This is a genomic window from Pseudoalteromonas pernae (assembly GCF_039831865.1).
Taxonomy (GTDB): Bacteria; Pseudomonadota; Gammaproteobacteria; order Enterobacterales; family Alteromonadaceae; genus Pseudoalteromonas; species Pseudoalteromonas pernae.
The window spans coordinates 49,046-67,814 of sequence record NZ_JBDODM010000007.1 but is presented as its reverse complement, the minus strand read 5'-3'; the positions used below and the strand labels follow the sequence as shown (position 1 = coordinate 67,814).

The following is an 18,769-nucleotide window of genomic DNA, read 5'->3' as shown; positions in this document are numbered from 1 at the left end:
ATTCGAGTGATATAAAAAGCGGCTGTGGCCGCTTTTTTTATGGAGTTAAAAATGAGTCAAAAAGTAGTCAATGTTGCGGTGGGGATTATTCTGCGTGGTCAGCAGAGCTTTATTTGTAAGCGTCCTGACGACAAACACCAAGGTGGTTTATGGGAGTTTCCTGGTGGCAAAATTGAATCTGGCGAAACTACCACTCAAGCACTGGCGCGCGAGCTGTCCGAAGAAATTGCGATAGATGTGCACAGTAGTGAGCCATTTATGCTGATTGAACACGATTACGGCGATAAAAAAGTGTGTTTGGATATCCACAAAGTCAGTGACTTCACTGGGGAGCCAAAAGGAGCAGAAGGCCAGCAAGGACAATGGGTCGCGCTTACTGAACTTACGCAGTATGCTTTTCCAGAAGCGAACAAGGCTATCCTAGAAAAATTATGTTCATAATTTGTTACAAACTGCGTTTCTCGCATCTTCACCTTGGGTTTAATATGGGGATGCTAGGAAACACACCTTCATAAACAAAATCGGGATAATAAAATGTATAAAGTAACATTAGCAGCGGCTGCAACAGCCATTGCCTTGGGCCTTGCTGGTTGTAATGATCAACCGCAAAGCGCGAATACACAAGCTGAACCAGCACAAACAGTTGCAGAAAAAGAAACAAAAACAGTGCAACAACTGAGTTCAGGTATTGAGCTAGCGAATATCGATAACTCGGTACGCGCGCAAGATGATTTCTACTATCACATTAATGGTAAATGGTTAGAGCGTACTGAAATTCCGGGTGATAAATCAAACTATGGTTCATTCACCGCGCTTTATGACCAGTCACAAGCTGCGCTGAAAGAAGTAATCGAAGCGGCAGCTAAAAACACTGCAGCGCCTGCGGGTAGCGATGAGCAAAAGCTAGGTGCTTTCTACACCAGCTTTATGGATCTTGAAGCGCTAGAAGAGAAAGGTATTTCACCGTTAAAACCTTACCTTGAAAGCATCGCTAATGTTGCTGACAAAGGTGCGTTAGTTAACTTGATGGCTGGCATTCGTATCCAAGGTGGTACAACGCCATTTTCATGGTGGGTGAACAACGATGCGAAAAACTCGAGCCAGTATGCTTTGTATGTGTCGCAGTCAGGTCTAGGTCTTCCAGATCGTGATTACTACCTAAAAGACGATGAGAAATTTACGAAAATTCGCGCAGAGTATGTGACGTATATCACCGACATCTTAACGAAAGCGGGTGTTGAGAATGCAGATAAAGTTGCAGCTAGCATCTTAGCGCTTGAAACTGAGCTAGCAACAGCACAGTGGAGCCGTGTTGAAAGTCGTGATGCAACTAAAGCATACAACAAGATGACGGTTGCACAAATTAATGAATTAATGGGTGAATTCGATTTCGCTCAATACCTAAAACAATCAAAAGTGAATGCTGAAGAACTGGTTGTTCGCCAACCTTCATACTTTGAAAAGCTAGGTGAAATCTACGCGAAAACAGACATGGAAACGTGGAAGAATTACCTAACTTTCCACTTTGTTAGTAACTATGCAGATGAACTCAGCAAAGAGTTTGTTGACCGTAAATTCGCTTTTTACAGCACTACATTACGTGGCGTTGAAGAGCAGCAACCACGTTGGAAAAAAGCGGTAGATTCAGCAAATGCTGTACTAGGTGAGCTACTAGGTAAGGTATACGTGAAAGATAACTTCCCACCTGAAGCCAAAGCACGTATGGAAGAGTTGGTTGCCAACCTTATCAAAGGTTTCGACCAAGCTATCGATGGCCTAGAGTGGATGAGTGCTGAAACCAAAGTGGCTGCGAAGGAAAAGCTTAATAAGTTCACACCGAAAATCGGCTACCCAGATAAGTGGAAAGATTACTCTGCGCTTGAAATCAAAGCAGATGACTTAGCAGGCAACTTTATTCGCCACAGCGAGTGGTCTTACGATGAAATGCGTAACAAACTTGGTAAGCCTGTTGATCGCAGCGAGTGGTTCATGACACCGCAAACTGTGAATGCATACTACAACCCAGTAAACAATGAAATCGTATTCCCAGCTGCGATTCTTCAGCCGCCGTTTTTCAATCTGGAAGCGGATGATGCAGTAAACTATGGTGCGATTGGTGCGGTTATCGGACACGAATTAGGTCATGGCTTTGATGACCAAGGTGCGAAGTACGATGGCGACGGAAACCTACGTAACTGGTGGAGCGAGCAAGACTTAGCGCAGTTCCAAGAGCGTGGACAGAAGTTAGTGTCTCAATACAATGAGTACGCTCCGTTTGAAGATGCAAACGTAAATGGTCAGCTGACCCTAGGTGAAAACATCGGTGACCTTGGTGGTCTGACTGTTGCTTATAAAGCGTATCAGTTGTCACTTGGCGACACAGATGCACCAGTGATCGATGGTTACACGGGTGATCAACGTTTCTTCATGGGTTGGGCGCAAATTTGGCGTCGTAAGTATCGTGATGAAGAGCTTCGTAACCGTCTCATGACTGATTCACACTCGCCTAGTCACTACCGTGTAATCGGCGTACTGCCAAATATGCCAGAATTCTATCAAGCATTTGATGTGAAAGAAGGCGATGAGATGTACATCAAGCCAGAAGCACGTGTAAAAATCTGGTAATTGATTACATCTAACGATGTAAAGGCGCGTGGTTTTTAGTCTCGGGTGTGTACCCTAACTAAAGGCCCGCGCCTTTGTTTTATAACAATTTTGTCTCATTCCCCGCTCTTATTAACGCAACCCCATTGCGTCCAAGCCTATTTATCTACTAAGTTAGATGTTTAACGTAACTGTTTACCCTAGGTAGAGAATAATAATGAAGCGACTTAAACAAGGATTATGCCTAGCAGGGATTTCGCTGAGCTTATTGTCGTCAGGAATGACGTTTGCACAAGACCGTATCACTGGCAAAGAGTTCGCCACTCGCTCAGAAGTGATTGCCACTGAAGCCATGGCGGCAACTTCTCAACCGTTAGCCACTCAAGTAGCACTGAATATTCTGCGCCAAGGTGGTAATGCCATTGATGCAGCCATTGCAGCGAATGCTATGTTGGGTCTTGTTGAGCCTACTGGTTGTGGTATTGGTGGAGACCTCTTTGCGATTGTTTACTCTGCTGAAGACGGCAAACTCCATGGCTTAAACGCCTCTGGCCGTTCACCTCAAGGTTTAAGTTTTAATGAACTAAAAAAAATCACCAAAGAAGAAGGTAAGATCCCCAGTTATGGTCCACTCCCCGTGTCGGTTCCTGGTGCCGTAGATGGTTGGTTTGAGTTACATAAAAAGTTCGGCTCCATGCCCATGGCGCAGATCTTAAAGCCAAGTATTGAATACGCAGAGAAGGGCTTTCCCGTGAGTGAGCTGATAGCTTACTACATGCAGCGCAGTGTCTCAGCGCGTGGTCAGTATCCCGGTTTTCAAGAAGTGTTTATGCCAGATGGCGAAATGCCTAAAAAAGGCGAAATTTTCAAAAACCCAGCGCTGGCAAATACCTACAAGCAGCTCGCTATGGGTGGCCGTGATGCCTTTTACAAAGGCAAAATTGCCGAAGAAATTGACCGCTACATGAAAGAAAATGGCGGCTATATCACTTATGAAGATTTAGCTAACCATACCGGTGAGTGGGTGGAGCCAGTGGCAACTACGTATCGTGGCTACACGCTATGGGAATTGCCACCAAATGGCCAAGGCATCGCCGCACAGCAAATTCTCAATATTCTTGAAGAGTATGATATTGCGGGGATGGGATTTGATAGCCCAGAATATATTCACACCTTTGTTGAAGCGAAAAAACTCGCTTTTGCTGATCGCGCAAAATATTACGCCGACCCTGCTTTCAACGATATCCCCGTCGAGCGTTTGATTTCCAAAGACTACGCGAATGAGCGTCGCAAGCTAATTGACCCGAATAAAGCGGCGAAACGCGACCATGCAGGACCGATTGAAGGTGACACTATTTACCTCACAACTGCTGATAAGCACGGTAATATGGTTTCGTTAATCCAAAGTAACTACCGTGGTATGGGCTCGGGCATGACTCCTGAAAAATTAGGGTTTGTATTGCAAAACCGTGGTGAGCTTTTCTCGTTAACTGAAGGTCATTTCAATCAGTATGAGCCGGGTAAGCGTCCATTCCACACTATCATTCCTGCGTTTGTGACTAAAGATAACAAGCCGTACATGAGCTACGGTGTGATGGGTGGAGCGACACAGCCGCAAATGCATGCACAAATACTCATTAACATGATTGATTTTGGCATGAACCTACAAGAAGCCGGCGATGCGCCGCGTATCCTGCACACAGGTTCAACTCAGCCAACGGATGAGATCATGACCGATGGCGGTTACGTGTCTCTAGAGAGTGGTTTTAGTATGGAAACGCGACGTGAACTGATGAAGAAAGGCCATACACTGCAAGAAGCAGTAGGACCTTACGGTGGTTATCAAGCTATCTTAAAAGATCCTCAAAATGGAGTCTATTACGGCGCATCAGAGTCACGTAAAGATGGACAAGCTGCGGGTTATTAACGCATATAAGTTTATAAATAAGGCGGCTTTTAGCCGCCTTATTTATAGGACTTAGGTCGACAATTGTTCATAATTTAGCGCAAATGATAGCGCTGTCATTTTTTATTTTATATGATGTAAACAATCGCACCAAAATTATAACGATTGTCCGAGGGTAGGAGTGAATATGTTTAAACCCAGTTTAATTGCGGCCTTGATGATGCCATTGGCTGCAAATGCGCAGTTAACACAACAGCAAGTGGATGCATTTGCTGCCAATACTGAGCTGATGTATTCAGTGAAAAGTAACTTCCATAACCAAGATAAAAGCTTCTTGGGTGAGATTACTCTGACCAATCGTTCCGATGTTGATTTACCAGCGGGCAAGCAAGACTGGCAAATCTATTTGCACAATGTGCGTAAAATGACAGAAGGTGTCAGCCAAGGGCTACGTATTGAACACGTCAATGGTGACCTACACCGTTTAACGCCAACAGCCGATTTCCCGGGGTTAGCAAGCGGAGAGCAGTTAACTATTGGGTTTGAAGCTGCCGTGTGGATTGTCGCTTACAGCGATTTCATGCCACGTGCTTTCGTGGTGGCAAATGACACCAAGCCGGCGATTTTTGCCAATACGGACTCGGAGGATTTTAGTGACTTTGTTGTGCCTTTTACCACTGAGCAGCAGTTACGCCGTTACAATCAGCCGCTCGATAAGACGGTATTGATTGATGCTAATGTGCGCTTTGAACGCAATCAAACCAATGCAGCAGTCAATGAAGATGAAGCACTCAAACGTATTATTCCCAAGCCACAAAGTGTGGACTTCAGCCGAGGGACCACGACGTTAGATAATACCTGGCAGATCCGCTTCGCTGGCCAACTCAAGTCAGAAGTGACGTTGTTCCAACAGAGCCTTCAGAACAAGTATCAACTTAAGCTCGATGCCCAGCCAAATCATATCAACGCGCCTAAAACCAAGGTCATCAAGGTCTCAGTCGACACTGGTATAAACCAAGCCGAAGGGTACCAGTTAGAGATTGACGGTGAGCACATTCGTATCATCGGTGCGGACAACGCCGGTGCGTTTTACGGTATGCAGAGTCTGCTGGCGCTATTGCCGGCTAGCGGCAGCCCAACGCTCGCAAATTTAGAGATCAAAGATGCACCTCGTTATCCATGGCGCGGTATGCATTATGACAGTGGTCGTAATTTCCACGGTAAAGAGGCGATGTTCAAGCTAGTAGAGCAAATGGCGCGCTACAAGATGAACCGTTTACACTGGCACTTTTCTGAAGATGAAGGCTGGCGCCTTGAAATACCCGGGTTACCTGAACTCACCGAAGTGGGGGCCTATCGCTGTTTTGATTTAGAAGAAAATGAGTGTTTGTTGACTCAGCTTGGCACAGGCCCATTTAAATCAGGGTCGGGCAATGGCTATATGAGCCGTGCTGATTTTATTGAATTATTAAAATTTGCCACTGAGCGCCATGTGCAGATTATCCCAGAAATTGAGGGTCCGGGACACGCCCGGGCTTCTATTAAAGCAATGGAAGCGCGTTACCGTAAGCTTAAGGCTGATGCTGAAAGTATGGCGCGTAACTCGCTTACTAATCAGCAGTTGGGTTCGCAGGAGGTAACCACAGCGGATTTATCTAAAGCGACTCAGTACTTACTCACTGATCCAAAAGACACCTCGAGTTATATCACCGTACAGAACTACACCGATAACTCCATGAATGTGTGTATGGACTCAACGTATGCCTTCATCGACAAAGTCACCTATGAGTTACAGCAGATGTACCGTGAAGCGGGCACTAAACTGGATTATTTACACATTGGCGGTGATGAGGTGGGTGCGGGCTCTTGGGTGGGCTCGCCAGCTTGTCAGGCGCTATTTGCTGAGCCGAACAATGGTGTAGCAGGTGTCGCTGACTTAAAACCGTATTTCACCAAGCGCGTGGCTGACCTTCTGCACAAACGTGGTATTGCGCCGGGTATCTGGGAAGATGGCATCATGTACGATAAGGTGAACTCTTTTAATCGTAATGAATATGCCAACAAAACTTTCTTCACTAATGCTTGGGATAATATCTGGGAGTGGGGTGTCGCAGACAGGGCATATCGTTTAGCCAATGATGGTTACCAAGTGGTGCTTTCGCACGGCACGCACTTATACTTTGACCACCCATATGAGGCGCATCCTGCTGAGCGTGGTTACTACTGGGCGACACGTTATACCGATACCCAAAAGGTATTTGGATACATGCCAGATAATGTGTATGCCAACGCTGATTACACACGTACACGCGAAAAAATCGACAACTTAGAGGCGTTAGTTGGTCGACCTATGCCTAAATTGGAAAAGCCAGAAAATATCCTCGGGATGCAAGGGCAGGTGTGGTCAGAAACAATTCGTACTGAAGAGCAAATGCTAGAAATGGTGTTTCCACGTATTCTCGCCGTTGCTGAGCGGGCTTGGAATAAAGCGCCATGGGAAGGTGATACGGTCAATGAGAAGCAAAAAGCACTGGATTGGCAGGGGTTTGCTGCTGCCTTAGCTTACAAAGAATTGCAGAAGTTAGACCGTGATGGCATTGACCTCCACTTACCTGTACCAGGAGCCAAAATTCAAGATGGTAAGCTGTATGCCAACAGTGCGTTTGCTGGATTACCAATAGAGTTCAGTACTGATGGCGGCCAATCATGGCAGGCATATTCATCCCCAAGGGCGGTTAATAACGTGGCGAAAATCATGTTGCGAACTCGCGTGAATAGCCAAGTAAGTCGCACAACTAGTGTAGTTGCCGAGTAATCAAATTGGGCTGTGATCATCATTAAGTTGGCTCACAGCCTTATAAACCTCGCGTTTTAAAGCATTTAAAGTAAGCTAACTATCTGTTTATTATACTTTTAATTCAGTCGCTGAATTCCTGCTGGTAAAGTAATCGCTTTTGACGTAAAGTTTATGGCAGCGCTGTCATTTTTGTAAATCATCTGTTGGTTTTAATCTAACAGAGGGTGAATGTGGTGCGACTACAACAATAATAGCTAACCAGCGAGCGTCTGGTGCACAGCAACTCAACTCAGCCGTGCTCATCAAAGCGAGGCGTTCATGATTATGAATACCGCCGTTTTGATGGTATATAAATCGACAACGAGAAGATTTTATGGAAGCAACAGTGTCTACTACTAACAAACAAAGCAACTTTGTGCCAATGGCCATTGTTGCCACCCTGTTTTTTATCCTCGGTTTTGCGACGTGGTTAAACGGCTCATTGATGCCATACCTCAAGCAAATTCTCGATTTGACGCCTTTTCAAGCGTCATTAATTTTGTTCTCTTTCTACATCGCCGTGACCTTCACCGCAGTCCCTTCTGCGATGATTATCCGCAAAATTGGCTATAAAAATGGTATGGCGCTGGGTATGGCGGTGATGATGCTAGCTGGTTTCTTGTATGTGCCAGCAGCTAAAACACAAGTATTCGCAATGTTTCTTTTCGCTCAGCTAGTCATGGGTATTGGCCAAACGTTACTGCAAACAGCGGTAAACCCGTATGTTGTTCGCATAGGGCCTGAAGAGTCAGCAGCAGCACGCGTGAGTGTAATGGGCATTCTTAATAAAGGTGCAGGTGTATTGGCACCTATGGTATTTACAGCGCTTATTTTAAGTAACTTCACCGGTTCTGTGGGCAAAGAACTGTCGCAATCCGAGATCAATGACATGGCCAATAGCTTGATCATGCCTTACATCGGTATGGCGTTGTTCATCGGTATTCTTGCATTGGCAGTGAAATTCTCGCCATTACCTGAGTTGGTTGATGATGAAGAGCAAAGCCAAGAGCAAGGCCAAGTTAAAGCTGCGCTGGCGCGTCCAAGCCTTGCGTTAGGTGTTGTCGCTTTGTTTGTGTATGTAGCGGTAGAAGTTATCGCTGGTGATACCATTGGTACATTTGCACTGGCGTTAGGTGTTGAAAAATACAGTGTGATGACCTCCTACACTATGGTGTGTATGGTGATCGGTTATGCGCTAGGCATTGTGCTTATTCCACGCGTTATCTCACAACAAACGGCACTGACTGTTTCCGCGGTTTTGGGTTGTTTACTTACCCTAGCAATCGTCTCTGGCGATGCGCAATCAACCCTGATTGCAAATGCTATCTTAGTGCCATTCGGTGGTGTCGCTCTGCCTGATCCACTGGTACTGATTGCCGTACTTGGTTTTGCCAACGCCATTGTTTGGCCAGCTGTTTGGCCACTGGCTTTATCTGGTTTAGGCAAGTTAACGAGTGTAGGTTCAGGCTTATTAATTATGGGTATCGCTGGTGGTGCGTTTGGTCCAGTATTCTGGGGCTTAGCGAGTGGTTCAGAAGGCACTGCGCAAGGTCAACAAGGTGCTTATCTTGTGATGTTGCCTTGTTATCTGTTCATCCTCTTCTATGCTTTGAAAGGTCATAAAATGACCTCTTGGAAGTAATTCCAAAACGAACTTATTTCTAGATTTTTCGAAATCATCCCGTGTAAATGCCAGCATCTGCTGGCATTTTTATGTCTATCATTCCATCAACAATGAACGTAACTGACAAAGAGACTTCACTTCAATCGTAGGGCGTAGGTGTTCCGGTGCGGTTTTCTCTAGTCGATTTAACCAACAGGTGTCGATTCCTGCATTGATGCCACCTTGGATGTCAGACTCTAACGTGTCACCGACCATGAGAATTTCATGTTTTGGTGGGTTACCCATTAATTCAAAGGCGTGCTCGAACACCGCCATATGTGGCTTGGCATAGCCTACTTGCTCAGAGATCACTAACCAGTCAAACGTGCCTCGTAGGCCTGTTTTCTCAAGTCGTGCACTTTGCAGCTCAGTGAAGCCATTGGTAATAATGCCCAATCGGGCTTTGCCCCTGAGGGCATTCAGTAACTCTATCGCCCCAGGTAAAGGCTCGCAGATGCTGGCCATGGCTTCCATAAACAATAAATTGAGTTGGCTTGGTGCAATATCGACGCGCTCAGCCCAGCTAGAAAAGCGCCTTTCTTGCAGCTGCTTTGCCGTGATTTCATTGTTCTGATACTGCACCCACAGTGGTTTATTTACCCGGTCAAACTCCTGGTAATCTTCTTTTGTGAATTCGATATTGAGCTTAGAAAAAAGTAGCTGTAGCCCTGCAAACGCATCAAAGTGGAACAGCGTTTCGTCAGCGTCGAATAAAATCCATGGATAACGCATTGTTAGCTCTTAAATAAATCAGGGTGAATGAAAGGAGCCATCGCCAGCGTCAGCGCTTGCTGATAGGTACTTTGTCGTGTGGCATGACCCTGTGTGAGCAGGCCGATGGCACCCCCTTGTTGTTTAATATTTGTGGTATTGAATGCGGCATCCATGACATCACCGAGTTCTTCGCCTTGCTCTAGTTTGGCATAAAGTGATTGTGGCAGTGGTAAATTGCAGCTGCGGCCCACACTTTGGCTGCCCTTGTGGCTAATCACCACATAGGCAAAAGTGGCAGCGCCGTATTCAAAACTTGCCGCTCCCCCTTCCATCGCCATATAAAAATCAGCGTCATAATGAGCCTGACAATGACTCACGCGATTTTGTGCACCAATCAGGGTGTCATTCTCACCTAAAGGCTGATCGGCAACGCCTGATGGGGCATCAACGCCTCTGCAGTCAATTTCACATTCAGGAAAGTAGGTGGCTAAGGTAGTTTTTGCGGCGTTAACTTTAACGGGGTTTTTAGACCCAACAACAAGGGTTATTCGCTTATTTTGCATGCTGCTGACTATCACTTATCGACATTCAATAATGCGAAGCAGTGTACCATGTCTCATTACAGATTTTAGTGGTGTGATGTGAATTTAACCGCCACTTAGCTGGAGCCATAAATAAGTAAGGATTCGCCCGCTTCAAGATAATTTTGATATTGGTTTTCTTCCCAGCCCAGTGTTTCTAGCACTTTAGGTTGCAGGCTGCTCCAGTAGTTTATGTTGCGAAAGCGTTTGTGGTAGTGAGCGATGTTTTCAGCGACCTTTAACACACTGTAGTAAATCCGCTCTTCTTCAGTACGCTGTTCGTCAAGGAATTCAGTGTCATGGTGTCTGAGTACGGTATTGCAAAGAATATTGGGTAAATGCCACGAATGCGCCATATAAAAGCCTAAAATGGCGTGGTTGCAAGGGTAGCGTTTGTCTTCAATTTCTGTGAGCGACACATTGATGTTGTCGTTCGCTTCATTCAGCACGTGAACATAATCTGGAAAGTTCATCGCCATCATTGGAATGCCGATATCGTGGAACAGACCTAGTGTTTGTAAATTGTCGACCTGAATGTTTTTATTGCGAACGCCTTGGCCGAGGTATGAACACAGGCGAGATATTTCCGTAGCCGTGTCCCAAAAACGTGCGAGTGAAATACAGCATGCTTCTTGACGAAACACCTGCTTGATTAAATAGCGTGATGCAATATGGCTAATAGTGTTTAAACCAAGCAAGATAACCGCGTACTTAATATCAGCGATTTCTTGGTTTTGACCGAAACCAGGAGAGTTCACAACGCGCAGTATTGCTGCGGACATAGCAACATCTGCCGCAACCAACTCGCTCACCGTATCAAGGCAAGGCTCAGGGCGGTTCAATTCTTCTTGTAACAGATGTAATGCGGTTGGTTTTACCGGTAGCTTAAACCCCGCCTCTAGCTGTGAAAGCAGCTGTTCATCAATGCGTTGCATGTCTCCCCCGAGTTAGTAAGCTAAGTTTAGCCTAATAATGTAAACGCGCATCAGTAAACTCATGAAAACTATTAAGTAGTTTTTAATTAGACAGACGCCCCGAACAGCGGTACCGTCTAAAATAAGTTCCTCAACATACCAAAGCTAATTCTGCTATGCACACACTTATTCAAACTCTTATGGTGATTTTTTCACTAACATTGGCTGTTCCGTCTTGGGCCTCAGAGCCATTTGTTGGTCAGCTTGATTCACATACGTTACTTGAAAAATATGACGATTTTTCAAAAGAATATGAAAAATTTGAAACCACTGATGAAGACCTTGTCCTAATGCAGAAACTGCAAGGTAAATCTATCGTGGTCCTGTTTGGCACATGGTGTCATGACAGTCATCGAGAGGTTCCACGCCTGTTAAAGTTACTTGCTCAGGCCGATGTTGAGCTTGCCGAATTGAAACTCGTCGCAGTGGATTACGCAAAAGAGGATGATAACGGCATAGCCAAGAAATTCGGCCTTAAGTACACACCCACTTTCATCGTTTTAGACGGCGACAAAGAGGTCGCTCGTGTTATTGAAAAGCCAGAAGGTACACTTGCAAGTGCGTTATCTCGGTTTGATTAATTGCATTTTAAATGTATTTCGATGTCTAGCGTTTGTGCTGGACATCGCATAAAGCGTTAGGGCTGAATCATAGACTAATAATACCCTCACGACGTGTCACTTTTAGCATGGTGAACCCTGCGGCACATCTTGATCAAATTAATCGTTGTTAAACACTGCGACTTACCTTCTCAAAACTAACCTATACTCTCAAAGTTAATTATTAATTAACAAATGCATTGTTGAAGACTAACTCTAAGTTATTCATGGCACTAGCGGTAAAGCCAACAATTTTGCTTCCTTAACTTATCTAGTAAAGGAGTTAGAATATGAAAAAATTCACTAAAAAATTGCTAGTGACAGCGAGCATGATACCTACAATCATGTTTGGTACTAACGCGTTTGCCTGCGCTGGAGACGGTACACAGCTCCTCGGAAGTATGTGTGCATTTGCCGGAAACTTCGCACCACGAGGATATGCCTTGGCTCATGGCCAGATATTATCTATTGCTCAGAATACAGCTTTGTTTTCTATTGTAGGCACCACATATGGTGGTGATGGACGTACAACTTTCGCTTTACCAGACACCCGTGGTCGCGCTCTAATTGGTTGGGGAAATGGCCCGGGTTTAAATAATTATCAACTCGGTGCTAGAGGTGGGGTAGAGCAAGTTACCCTGTCACCAGCGCAGATGCCGGCGCACTCTCATATCGCACTAACTGATATCTCAGGTGATATAGACATAGATGGTGTTGTTGATCTATATGCCTTCAGCGGTAAAGCAGATTCGAAAAGTCCCGCGGGCAACTCTCTGGGAGGGTTGAGATACGCGTCCGATGCTCCGGATGTCATGATGAATACCGACTCAATTTCATTTAGTTTGGTTGCACAGAATAACCTTACGGCCTTGACGGCTGTCGCTGATACGGGAGGTGGGTTATCTCATGAGAATCGGATGCCATATGTTGCGGTAACTTGGGCTATTGCAATTCAAGGCATTTACCCTTCGAGAAACTAACTCGATGCTGTGGCAATCAACAAGGGGTCATTTAGCGTGCTTATTGCTCATTTCTAGCTTAATGCCCCTATCTTCAAGTTATGCTGAGAGTTCAAATGGCTCTCTTGCAAGTGGGTATGAGGCGCTTGCTGCAGAAAACTATGAACAGTCTTTTGAAATCTTTTCAGCGCTAGTAAATCAAGGCTCCACAGAAGCTCATTTTTCATTAGCTCTATTTTATAAGAACGGTTGGGGGCAAGTAGAGTCAAACCCGAAAAGAGCGTGTGAGTTATTTTCGTATGCCGCAAAAAATGGCATCCCAGTTGCACAACAGGAATATGGTTATTGTATTGTGCATAACCATGGTGTTGATATCAGTGACAAGCCTCAAGAATGGTTTAAAAAAGCGTATAACGATGGCGTATACGAAGCTGCTTGTGACATAGGCCGTTTATACTTAGGTACTCAGTGGCAACAGCGAAATCTACCATTAGCCATAAATTGGTGCAAACAAGCGGCGCAACGAAGTGCACTTAAAGCGCAAGTGACATTGGGCGACATATACGCAAACTACAGCGAAGTATTCAATATAGAGCAGGCAGAGTTTTGGTATACCCAAGCAATAAATAATGACTCAGGAGAAGCCGCATATAAGCTCGCAAAGATCTATCTGCGGCTTATTGGCCAGCAGCAAGGAGGGGAAGACACAGCCAATAGAGCGCTTTTCTTGATGGAATTAGCTTCATCTCGTTTTATGGAAAAAGCCTATGAACCAACAGCGAAGATGTATTGGAAAAAGCTGCAATCTAGCGCCACTGATGGCTCAGCCCTGTTGGCAAAAAGCTACCTATGGGCAAAAGCTGCGCATCATGTAAACCCAACAGCACAAGCAACACAGTTTTTAGCTGAAGTTGAACGTGAACTACCTACACAGTGGAAAACGAAACTGGACTCGCAAGTCGAGGAATTTATTGAAAGTAAGGTGCGCTAAATTTGTTGGAAGGGTATTAACAACGTTAGGTATATAGGCGCGAATGAATTCTGAGGTACATGAGGATTTAGTAAATGGTGGCCCCACCTGGACTCGAACCAGGGACCTAACGATTATGAGTCGTGCGCTCTAACCAACTGAGCTATAGGGCCATTTTGTATCTTTGATGCTCACTGTGATTTTTAAGGATAGGAGATATCCTCAAGTAAGCGCCGAGCAGTATAAAAAGTTTTCTAGGCCTTGTCACTAGCTAGCTGGCGATTATTTATGTTTGTAGAAATCAATCGCTTACTTATTAGCCGATCTACTCAAAACTGGAAAATTTACACCTAAAAATAAAAAAAGCCGACTAACGTCGGCTTTTGGCTTTGCTTAACATTTTATTTATAGGCCAAGTTTCTTCTCAAGATAGTGTATGTTTGTGCCACCATTTTGGAAGTTCTCGTCCGACAAAATAATTTTGTGTAACTCAGTATTGGTTTTAATACCGTCGATCACAAGTTCGTTCAATGCGTTGCGTGAACGAGCGATCGCTACGTCACGGTTTTCACCGTAACAGATCAGCTTACCGATCATTGAGTCGTAGTGTGGCGGAACAGTGTAGTCTGCATAGATGTGGCTATCCCAACGAATTCCCAAACCACCTGCAGGGTGGAAGCGAGTAATTTTACCCGGTGAAGGGATAAACGTTTTAGGATCTTCCGCATTGATACGACACTCAATCGCGTGACCACGGATCACAACATCGTTCTGAGTGATTGATAGAGGTTGACCCGCAGCAATTTTCAGCTGCTCTTTGATAAGGTCGATACCGGTAACCATTTCAGTTACTGGGTGCTCTACCTGAATACGTGTATTCATTTCGATGAAGTAGAATTCGCCATTCTCATATAGGAATTCGAACGTACCCGCACCGCGATAACCGATTTCGAGACATGCTCGCGTACAACGCTCACCAATGTACTTACGCATTTCTGCTGTAATACCTGGTGCTGGCGCTTCTTCTACAACCTTCTGGTGACGACGCTGCATTGAACAGTCACGCTCACCTAGGTGGATTGCATTGCCTTGACCATCAGCAAGTACTTGAACTTCGATGTGACGAGGGTTTTCTAGGAATTTTTCCATGTAAACCATGCCATTACCGAAGAACTGCTTTGCTTCTTGTTGTGTAAGAGCAATCGAGTTTACAAGTTCCTTTTCGCTGCGAACAACACGCATACCACGACCACCGCCGCCGCCAGCAGCCTTGATGATTACTGGATAACCGATGCGCTTAGCGATTTGCATGTTGCGCTCGTTGTCTTCAGTAAGCGGACCATCAGAACCAGGTACACAAGGTACGCCAGCTTTACGCATCGCTTCGATAGCCATTACTTTATCGCCCATCACACGAATCGTGTCGCCTTTAGGGCCGATAAAGATAAAGCCACTTTGCTCAACTTGGTCGGCAAAGTCAGCGTTTTCTGAAAGGAAACCATAGCCAGGGTGGATAGCGACTGCGTCAGTTACTTCAGCTGCTGCGATAATACGAGGAATATCGAGGTAGCTTTCAGAAGCTGCTGGTTTACCAATACAAATAGTCTCATCTGCAAGAAGCACGTGTTTTAAATCACGGTCGGCGGTAGAGTGTACCGCAACCGTTTTAATACCGAGCTCTTTACAGGCGCGCAGCACGCGAAGTGCAATTTCACCTCGGTTTGCGATTACAACTTTATCTAACATAGTTGATGCCTTGTTTGGGTTGCGCGATTATTCGATGATGAAAAGTGGTTGATCGAACTCAACTGGCTCGCCATTTTCAACCAAGATAGCTTTAACAGTACCTGCTTTATCAGCTTCAATTTGGTTCATCATTTTCATCGCTTCAACGATACAAAGCGTGTCGCCAACATTTACTTTTGAACCCACTTCTACGTATGCAGGAGCTTCCGGAGAAGATGCAGTGTAGAAAGTACCTACCATTGGAGATTTAACTTGGTGACCAGTAGGTTGTGCAGGTGCCGCAGCTGGTGCTTCAGCAGCGGGTGCTGCTGCAGGAGCTGGTGCAGCAACTGGTGCAGGCACAGAATACTGTTGTGGCATAGCTACCGGAGCAGGGCTATGACGATTGATACGTACCGACTCTTCACCTTCAGTGATTTCTAGTTCAGCAATACCTGTTTCTTCAACAAGTTCGATTAATTTTTTAATTTTGCGAATGTCCATGAAAAACCCGCCTGTTAGTTAGTTTTTAATTCGAATCTTGCAACCGGCTCACCGCTGCTTGTAGCGCGAATTGATAGCCCATTGCACCAAAACCACAGATAACACCTTGCGCCACATCTGAAAAATAAGAGTGGTGACGGAAGGCCTCCCGTTGATGAATGTTGCTCAGATGCACTTCAAAGAATGGAATGGCAACGCTCAATAGGGCGTCACGTAATGCAACACTGGTGTGCGTGAATGCGGCAGGGTTGATAATAATGCTATCAACTTGCTGCCAAGCATCGTGAATACGCTCAATCAGTGCGGCTTCGCTGTTACTTTGAAAATGCTCAAGTTCAACATTGAGCGCCGCAGCTGCATCATTTAGTTCATCGGTAATTTGTATTAGTGTCTTCGAGCCATATTTATCTGGCTCTCGACGGCCCAACATATTCAAGTTGGGGCCATTGATGACTAAAATCTTAAACTTTGCAGTCATAATGCGACTAAAATCCTTTATCTTGTGAGTTATAAGTATTCGTACGAATATCTGTTATAAACTTAAGGGCAAAAGCTGCGAATAGCAAACTTTTCTCACTTTAGCGAACTATTATAGTGAGTTCGCGGTAAATAGCAGCAAAATACTGGTCTAATCACCTCGACCTTATAATTTGGGGTGTCGCCCAAAAGAACGACAAAAGGCTTAAAAACGCCTTTTCAGTAGACATGAACAAGGATTAAAAGTTTAAAAAAAGCGCGATTTGCCAGATATTCAGAGCATTTTTGTCATTTCAAGAGTTGGTAAAGGTTTGGACAACATGAAATAAAAAAAAAGCGCCCAAGTAGGCGCTTTTCTTATTATTTACGCTGTTTATTCGCTTTTATCTCGTACTTTTTGTAAGTGAGCCGCGAATTCATCAGCGCCGAGGAAGCCAGTTACTCGTAGCGATGACAGTTCTTGGTCTTCACTATTGAAGAACAAAATACTTGGTAAGCCAAAAACGGTAAACTCTTCCATTAGTTCAATAGTCGTGTCGTTGGTTTTGGTTAAATCAATCTGTACTAGCGTGAAGTGTTTAAACTGCTCTTGAACTTGTTCTTTGGGGAAGGTGTAGTGTTCAAACTCTTTACATGCAACGCACCAGTCAGCATATAAGTCGACCATTACAAGACCGTCAGTTGTCGCTAGAAGTGCATTTAGTTCATTTAAATCAGCGACACGAATGAATTGCGAGCTTGTTTCGTCTATGTTGCTAACAGCGGCTGAGTCAACGTCTAGATTTAGCGAGTTGAGATTGTCTTTAATGAGCTTGTTGGCAGTGGACTGCGATACTTTTGTGGCAATCTCTTGGGCAGCACTGTTGGCTTGCTCTAAAGAAGGCTTAGGCCACAGGTAATTCTGTACTAGCAACAAGCCTCCTACAAACAACACCATCGCCATGCTCCATAAGGTTGTTTTACCCGCCCCCTGTGATTGGCCGCTTTGCCAATAATGCAGGTAGGTTGCTGTCGCAATAGCGAGTAGGCCAGCCATAAGCATAATAACTTCAAACGCTAAAATGCGTTCTAGCAGGATCAGTGGTACGAACAACATCAAGAAGCCAAATAGGGTTTTGACTTGCTCCATCCAACCACCTGCTTTTGGTAGCAGTTTGCCGCCAGATGTACCAAGCAATAGTAGCGGCAGGCCCATACCTAAACTCAAGGCGTATAGTGTTAAACCGCCGACTACAAAGTCGCCGCTCTGCGCTACATAAAGAAGGGCCGCAGACAAAGGAGCCGTAGTACAAGGTGAGGCTATAAGGCCAGAAAGTACACCCATAAAGAACACGCCTGCGTAATTGCCGCCTTTTTGTTTATTACTGACGTTCGTTAGTTTTTCCATCATGCCAGCGGGCAGGCGGATTTCATAAAAGCCGAACATAGATAATGCGAGCAACACAAACAGTAAGCTAAAGCTGATGAGCACATAAGGATGTTGTAAGTAGCCCTGAATATGGCCACCAAAATATGCGACAACTAAGCCTAAAATAGCGTAAGTAATGGCCATGCCTTGAACATACACAAACGATAGGCTAAATGCTTTGCTGGTTGATAAATTCTTTTGACCGGCAATAAGGCTCGATAAAATAGGGAACATGGGAAACACGCATGGCGTGAATGCTAAACCGATACCGACAATGAAGAAGAACGCGAGGTTTGTAACCAAGCTTTGACTTGCCAACTTATCTGTTAGAGATAAGTCTTCATCATCTTGGCGTGTATTGTTAGATGTATCCGCAACTGTTGCTTGGTTAGTCTCTGAAGTATCAGCAAGTACCGTCAGAGGAATTTCTACAACCTCAGGCGGGTAACAAAGTCCTGCTTCTGCGCAGCCTTGATAGCGAATTTTTACCACTGCGCCTTCAGTGATGTTAGATAACTTAGAAACCGTGCTTAAGGACTCAAAATAAACTTCGGTGCGGCCAAAAAACTCATCTTCAATCATCTCGCCTTTGGGCATGTCTTTTGGCGGCTCTATCTGCGCGCCTTTGGCGATAAACTCAAGTTTATGTTTGTAAAGATAATAACCAGGGGCAATATCCCAGCCTACAAACAGGGTGCTGTTTTGTTGATCGAAGTCCAGCTTAAATGCCTCTTCTACAGGTAAAAATGTCTGTTGAGTAGGCTCTAGTAAACTATTCAATACTGAGTTGTTGGCAAAGCTCACAGAGCTGAATACCAAAGCGAGCAATAATAGCTGCACGCGCATTAG

The 18,769-nt window shown here is 44.9% G+C and carries 15 protein-coding genes and 1 tRNA gene; 8 read left to right on the top strand and 8 right to left on the bottom strand.

Annotation, left to right across the window (positions count from 1 at the left end; translation table 11 throughout):
- The first annotated feature begins 51 nt into the window (after positions 1-51).
- The 5 genes from mutT to nagP all read left to right on the top strand — a co-directional run bounded on the left by mutT (position 52) and on the right by nagP (position 8,988).
- The gene (mutT, locus tag V1358_RS15385; RefSeq protein ID WP_347390212.1) at positions 52-441 is read left to right on the top strand and encodes an 8-oxo-dGTP diphosphatase MutT; all 390 of its coding nucleotides are present in this window, start codon (positions 52-54) and stop codon (positions 439-441) included.
- A gap of 93 nt (positions 442-534) precedes the next feature.
- A complete protein-coding gene (locus V1358_RS15380; protein ID WP_347394115.1) occupies positions 535-2,625 on the top strand; it encodes a M13 family metallopeptidase in 2,091 nt (696 codons plus the stop codon).
- A 193-nt stretch (positions 2,626-2,818) separates the two neighbouring features.
- A complete protein-coding gene (gene ggt / locus V1358_RS15375) occupies positions 2,819-4,531 on the top strand; it encodes a gamma-glutamyltransferase (protein WP_440589907.1) in 1,713 nt (570 codons plus the stop codon).
- Positions 4,532-4,697: 166 nt separating this feature from the next.
- A complete protein-coding gene (locus tag V1358_RS15370; protein ID WP_347394113.1) occupies positions 4,698-7,325 on the top strand; it encodes a beta-N-acetylhexosaminidase in 2,628 nt (875 codons plus the stop codon).
- A 355-nt stretch (positions 7,326-7,680) separates the two neighbouring features.
- A complete protein-coding gene (gene nagP / locus V1358_RS15365) occupies positions 7,681-8,988 on the top strand; it encodes an N-acetylglucosamine MFS transporter NagP (protein WP_347394112.1) in 1,308 nt (435 codons plus the stop codon).
- 78 nt (positions 8,989-9,066) lie between these two features.
- Here nagP and yjjG read toward each other — a convergent pair whose 3' ends face one another.
- The 3 genes from yjjG to V1358_RS15350 all read right to left on the bottom strand — a co-directional run bounded on the left by yjjG (position 9,067) and on the right by V1358_RS15350 (position 11,239).
- Complete coding sequence (gene yjjG / locus V1358_RS15360) at positions 9,067-9,741, bottom strand: pyrimidine 5'-nucleotidase (protein ID WP_347394111.1); 675 nt, start codon at positions 9,739-9,741, stop codon at positions 9,067-9,069.
- 2 nt (positions 9,742-9,743) lie between these two features.
- Positions 9,744-10,286, bottom strand: coding sequence for an inosine/xanthosine triphosphatase (gene yjjX, locus V1358_RS15355; protein WP_347394110.1), 543 nt, complete (start codon positions 10,284-10,286; stop codon positions 9,744-9,746).
- Between the two features lie 95 nt (positions 10,287-10,381).
- Positions 10,382-11,239: an HDOD domain-containing protein gene (locus V1358_RS15350; RefSeq protein ID WP_347390219.1), complete on the bottom strand. Its 858-nt coding sequence runs from the start codon at positions 11,237-11,239 to the stop codon at positions 10,382-10,384.
- A gap of 155 nt (positions 11,240-11,394) precedes the next feature.
- Between V1358_RS15350 and V1358_RS15345 the strand changes: the two genes are divergently transcribed.
- From V1358_RS15345 to V1358_RS15335, 3 genes are all read left to right on the top strand, one after another.
- Entirely contained in the window at positions 11,395-11,859 is a 465-nt protein-coding gene (locus V1358_RS15345; protein WP_347394109.1) for a TlpA family protein disulfide reductase, read from the top strand.
- Between the two features lie 308 nt (positions 11,860-12,167).
- A complete protein-coding gene (locus V1358_RS15340; RefSeq protein ID WP_347394108.1) occupies positions 12,168-12,857 on the top strand; it encodes a phage tail protein in 690 nt (229 codons plus the stop codon).
- A gap of 61 nt (positions 12,858-12,918) precedes the next feature.
- Positions 12,919-13,827: a tetratricopeptide repeat protein gene (locus V1358_RS15335; RefSeq protein ID WP_347394107.1), complete on the top strand. Its 909-nt coding sequence runs from the start codon at positions 12,919-12,921 to the stop codon at positions 13,825-13,827.
- Positions 13,828-13,902: 75 nt separating this feature from the next.
- On the opposite strand, the gene V1358_RS15330 is transcribed toward V1358_RS15335, so the two are convergent.
- From V1358_RS15330 to V1358_RS15310, 5 genes are all read right to left on the bottom strand, one after another.
- Positions 13,903-13,979 (bottom strand) — tRNA-Ile (locus tag V1358_RS15330).
- Between the two features lie 232 nt (positions 13,980-14,211).
- Entirely contained in the window at positions 14,212-15,552 is a 1,341-nt protein-coding gene (gene accC / locus V1358_RS15325) for an acetyl-CoA carboxylase biotin carboxylase subunit (protein WP_347390241.1), read from the bottom strand.
- 27 nt (positions 15,553-15,579) lie between these two features.
- A complete protein-coding gene (gene accB / locus V1358_RS15320) occupies positions 15,580-16,035 on the bottom strand; it encodes an acetyl-CoA carboxylase biotin carboxyl carrier protein (RefSeq protein WP_347390242.1) in 456 nt (151 codons plus the stop codon).
- Positions 16,036-16,060: 25 nt separating this feature from the next.
- Positions 16,061-16,513, bottom strand: coding sequence for a type II 3-dehydroquinate dehydratase (aroQ, locus tag V1358_RS15315; RefSeq protein ID WP_347390243.1), 453 nt, complete (start codon positions 16,511-16,513; stop codon positions 16,061-16,063).
- Between the two features lie 372 nt (positions 16,514-16,885).
- Positions 16,886-18,766 (bottom strand): protein-disulfide reductase DsbD, encoded by a 1,881-nt coding sequence (locus tag V1358_RS15310; protein WP_440589906.1) that lies wholly within the window; start codon positions 18,764-18,766, stop codon positions 16,886-16,888.
- Positions 18,767-18,769: the final 3 nt, after the last annotated feature.